This is a genomic window from Microcystis sp. M49636_WE2, assembly GCF_030065375.1.
GTDB lineage: Bacteria > Cyanobacteriota > Cyanobacteriia > Cyanobacteriales > Microcystaceae > Microcystis > Microcystis aeruginosa_C.
Map to the genome: position 1 here is coordinate 1 of NZ_JASJFG010000614.1, position 4731 is coordinate 4731.

Genomic DNA, 4731 nt, shown 5'->3' on the forward strand with positions numbered 1-4731 from the left:
GCAGTAATGTGCAAGAATTTAACAGTCTCAACCAAACTTATCAACAAACCTTTTCAGTCTAGTTCATGACGATCGCTAGTCGTATCGAGTCAATCCGTCTTACCCTACCCCCCTCCACGCGCCTGATTGCCGTCAGTAAACAGGTATCGAGCGATTATATCCGTCAAGCTTACCGGGCAGGAGTGAGAGATTTTGCTGAAAGTAAGCTACAGGAAGCAATCTCGAAGCAGCAAGAACTAAAAGACCTGCCAGATATTTCTTGGCACTTTATCGGGCATCTACAGGCAAATAAAGCCCGCAAAGTCCTAGAATCTTTTGATTTAATTCATTCCCTCGATAGTTTAAAATTAGCCCAAAGACTCGATCGTCTAGCGGCGGAATTAGAGATTAATCCCCAAGTTTTGCTACAGGTGAAAGTTGTCCCCGATCCCGATAAGTTCGGTTGGGACAAGGCCGAATTACTGGCAGATATTACCGATTTAGTCAACTGTCAACAGCTAAAAATTCAGGGTTTGATGACAATTCTGCCCCAGGGATTATCCGCCGGGGAAAAGTTAGCCGCCTTTGAAAAAACCAGCGATTTAGCCCAAATAATCGAGAATAGCTCTAGTTTATGCCTGCCTCATCTATCCATGGGGATGTCTAACGATTATCCTCTGGCCATCAAGGCCGGAGCCACTTTGATCCGGGTGGGAACTGGCATCTTCGGCGATCGCATTTATTAAACCATCGCCGTAAATTTACAGAAAAAACCTCTAGAAATTTTAATAATCGGTGATAATATATCTTAAAATTACAGCGTCTAGTCTAGAAGTTGCTGGTTAGCAATGAGGAATTGACTTTTTCCCAATCCCTAAAAACTATCCCCTGATAACTGATAACTGAAAAGAGGGAACTAACCGCTGCCCCCAGACGACTAGAAGGAAAAATTTAGTTCCATCAACTAGATGGATGCCCCCTTAACAAAATAGTTCTCCTGTACCAAGTGAGAGCCAAAATTTTTAAGGGTAACTAAAACAACCCCGACTCTGGCCAAGACCACCCAAAAAAATCTTTTGAAGGACACTTAGACTGTGAACAACATTTTTACCAAACTCAAAGATTTTGTCGGTATCTCCGAACAACCGGAAGACGAAGACGAAACCGACTACGAAGAAATGAACTGGGAAAAGTCTTCCCCCCAAGATAGGGGTCAAAACGAAGAAGAAGATCCCCTCAATCGTCGTCAACGCGAACCTTTAAATCTCAGTACAGCCACATCTATGGGACTCAACAGAAGCAACGTGATCGGTATGCCAGGTATTAACAACAATAATGCAGAAGTGGTCGTGATCGAGCCCCATTCCTTCGAGGAAATGCCCCAAGTTATCCAAACCCTGAGAGAACGCAAATCGGTGGTTTTAAACCTCAACGTCATGGATCCCGAAGAGGCACAAAGAGCCGTGGATTTTGTCGCCGGTGGCACTTATGCAATTGATGGTCATCAAGAACGCATCGGTGAGAGTATTTTCCTATTTACCCCCAGCTGCGTTAAAGTTAGCACCCTTTCCGGAACTATTCACGATATCACCGATAACCCGAAAATAGCTCGTCCCGTTTCCTCCACACCTGCTTGGGCAGCCGAAAGCAGTCGATTAGCTCAATGAATCCTTCCATAGTCCTCTCGTCAGGTTTGTCGAAGCTAGAAATCGATCGATTTATCGAGAGGATGCGTTTTTTCTTGGTAGGATAGCTAAATCTCTCTTTTTTACTTTTTACTTTAAAAAATACTGTGTCTATTCGTTTAGGAATTATTGGCGGTGGAGTGATGGCCGAGGCCATTCTCAGCCGTTTATTAAAAAAAAATGTTTATAGTCCAGAAACGGTGTTAGTCAGTGAACCCCAGTCCCAACGGCGCAACTTTTGGGTTAATACCTATGGAGTGCAAGTCAGTGAGGATAACCGGGAAGCTGCTAGGGCAACTGAGGTGTTAATCTTAGCGGTAAAACCGCAAATTTTAGAGCAAGTAGTGAATAGTTTGCTAGGAATACCCGAAAAACCCCTAATTATCTCGATTTTAGCGGGAGTTACCCTCAATCGCTTAGAAATGGGCTTTCCCGATCGCCCCGTCATCCGGACGATGCCCAATACCCCGGCCACGGTGGGACAAGGGGTTACAGCGATCGCATCTGGTCGTCATGCGGAACCGGAACATCTGGCCGTAGCCAGAGATATTTTTGCCGCGGTCGGTTCGGTGGTGGAAGTTCCCGAAGCTTTGATGGACGCGGTAACGGGATTATCGGGATCGGGTCCGGCATTTGTGGCCTTGATGGTGGAAGCTTTAAGCGATGGTGGTGTGGCGGCTGGATTACCGCGAGCGATCGCATCTCAATTAGCTATAGAAACAGTTTTGGGGACGGCAACCCTATTAAAAGAATCGGCCATACATCCGGGGGAATTAAAGGATCGCGTCACTAGCCCTGGGGGAACGACGATTGCCGGGGTGAGACAATTAGAAAAAGGCTCTTTTCGATCGACTATTATCGAGGCAGTGGTGGCGGCCTATCATAGATCTAAAGATTTAGGGCGTAGTTCTGAAAAGTAATCTTTGTATCTTTTTTAACCCATAACTGATGTCTCAATCTGTGATAAGATACGCAGCAATTCTTGTCCAGAAAAAGTTATGAATAAGAAATCTTATCGTTTTGATTTAATGGCATTAATTGCCATTGCAGCTTTTTTTCTGGGGATTGTTTTCTGGAAAGTCCCGCTTCATTATCCCTATATCCTTAATTTTGATGAAGCGGTGGCCATGGTACTTGCCTACGTCACTAAACAAGGTTATCGTCTCTACGAACAAGTTTGGCACGATCATTTATCGGGTTTATCTCTTTTACTAAATGGTTGGTTAAGCGTGACAGGATTTACTATCCATGCCGCCCGCCTTATGGTGCTTTCTTTATCCACAATTATGTTAGGGATTTTTTATCTAATTCTGAGAGTTAATTGCGGAATATTGGCTTCTTGTTTATCGGTATTTATTCTCTCAACCTGTCTAGTTTATATTACCCTGTCAACGACAATGTTGCGGGAGTTACCCTCACTTTTTTTTACAATTTTAAGTATTTTTATCATCTTTAAAGCCGTTAAATTCACGGGTAAGCTTAAGTATGGACTGTATTTACTCAGTGCCATTGCTTTGGTTTTTTCCCTGCAAATTAAACTTTCGGGCATTACTATTATCCCAACTGTAGCTTTAATTATTTTTCTCAATCAACAGAATAGTTTTATTAAAAGAATCATTGATATTGTTATTTGGTCAGTCGCTGTCGTTTTAGTCTTTGTCTTAGGTTCCCTGACTATTTTTCCTTTTTCCTACGAAAATATTATTAAATCTCATGTTATTGTTGCCGCTAGTTTCGGTGAAGAAAATCTCACCTTATGGACTCTCTTACAAAGCGCCCTACAACACGAACCAATTTATCTAATCGTCACAGTGATCGCTATTATAGCGATGGTTTTTACTCGCAATATAATACCACTTTTACCGCCCTTGATCTGGTTGGGTTCTAATCTATTTAGATTTGCCACAGTCGCCCCAATTTGGCCTTATTATTATATCCATTTAATTATTCCTGCCGTTTGGATAATTGCCTTATTTGTCGAACAGTTAAAAATTACTGATAGCCTCGGGGAATTTAGGCAAAATCGAAAAATAACCAGGAAATTAGTTCTCAAAATGCTGATTTTTCTTCCCCTTTCTGGTCAATTTCTCTTTAATACCTTAAGAATAATCACCAATCGTGATCCCTCAATTAATGCCTACGTTCAATTTAACAAAAGGTATAAACCTCTTTTAGCAGAAGCTGTGTTTGAAAAATTTAAAAACTCCGAGAAACTTCTGTTAACCGATAATCCTCACTACATATATCAGTATTTCTTGAAAACACCCCCAGAAACTGCCGTCATCACCAGAAAGAGATTTATCAATCAGAATCTTGATGGGGATTTTATCCTAGAAGTTATCGAAAAAAGACAGCCAGATTTGGTTTTTCTTTATCGATTTGAAAAGGATTTTATGCAATCACCAAAACTCAGGGATTATTTAGAGAAAAATTATATCCAGTTTCCCGACCAGCAAGAAAAAGGAACTCTCTTTATCAGTCCGAAAACTTGGCAAGAATATCAAAGTAAGGCTAATTAGAAATTGTGGACGGGGACTATTAACGTTTTTTCTTTTTTACCGGTTTTTGAGCCACTTTTCGAGAACGTTTGTAGGCCGATCCGATCCAATCACTACAACTATGACTCATTGCCCCTAATTCTAAACCAAGGAAAATAGCGATCGCTACCCGGGGATACTGTTGCCATAATGCGATCGCTTGCTGCGGCCACAGTCGCCAATCCCAGTCTATACCCCAGAAACTTTGCAGGAGCGGAATGATGACGATCGCCGCTAGTAAAAGAAAACTACCGAAGTAAAATAACCGAAAAATTGTGCCGATCAATAAACCGTGGGATAACCAACCGCGATGACGGATCATGGAACGATAGGGTAGCCACAACCAGCGCAGATAACCCCAACGTTTGTACTGTACCGAGTGGATGTCAAGATCTGGTCCAAACAGGAATCCGCTAAACAAATAACTGGCCAAGAGTAACAGGGTTAATTTACCACTGCCACTGACCAAAAAACTCGCCCCCGCAATCGGTGGCAGCAAAATTAGGGTAATGCGATCGTGAGTTCGACCA

General features: G+C 42.3%; 5 protein-coding genes. 4 read left to right on the top strand and 1 reads right to left on the bottom strand.

Annotated features, from left to right (window positions below; all coding sequences use genetic code 11):
* Positions 1-65 precede the first annotated feature (65 nt).
* The 4 genes from PX484_RS14140 to PX484_RS14155 all read left to right on the top strand — a co-directional run bounded on the left by PX484_RS14140 (position 66) and on the right by PX484_RS14155 (position 4183).
* On the top strand, positions 66-725 hold the full coding sequence (locus PX484_RS14140) for a YggS family pyridoxal phosphate-dependent enzyme (protein WP_287765514.1): 660 nt from the start codon (positions 66-68) through the stop codon (positions 723-725).
* Between the two features lie 348 nt (positions 726-1073).
* Positions 1074-1646: a cell division protein SepF gene (locus PX484_RS14145; RefSeq protein WP_287765517.1), complete on the top strand. Its 573-nt coding sequence runs from the start codon at positions 1074-1076 to the stop codon at positions 1644-1646.
* Between the two features lie 125 nt (positions 1647-1771).
* Positions 1772-2584, top strand: coding sequence for a pyrroline-5-carboxylate reductase (proC, locus tag PX484_RS14150; RefSeq protein ID WP_123230106.1), 813 nt, complete (start codon positions 1772-1774; stop codon positions 2582-2584).
* A gap of 78 nt (positions 2585-2662) precedes the next feature.
* Positions 2663-4183, top strand: a complete 1521-nt coding sequence (locus tag PX484_RS14155) for an ArnT family glycosyltransferase (protein ID WP_287765519.1) — start codon at positions 2663-2665, stop codon at positions 4181-4183.
* A 19-nt stretch (positions 4184-4202) separates the two neighbouring features.
* Here the strand turns inward: PX484_RS14155 and PX484_RS14160 are convergent.
* On the bottom strand, positions 4203-4731 hold a 529-nt coding region (locus tag PX484_RS14160), incomplete at its 5' end, for a metal-binding protein (RefSeq protein WP_288104348.1).

Excerpts from the sequence above, each read along its gene's own strand:
- PX484_RS14140 (WP_287765514.1), top strand. The coding sequence starts at position 66 with ATGACGATCGCTAGTCGTATCGAGTCAATCCGTCTTACCCTACCCCCC.
- PX484_RS14155 (WP_287765519.1), top strand. The coding sequence starts at position 2,663 with ATGAATAAGAAATCTTATCGTTTTGATTTAATGGCATTAATTGCCATT.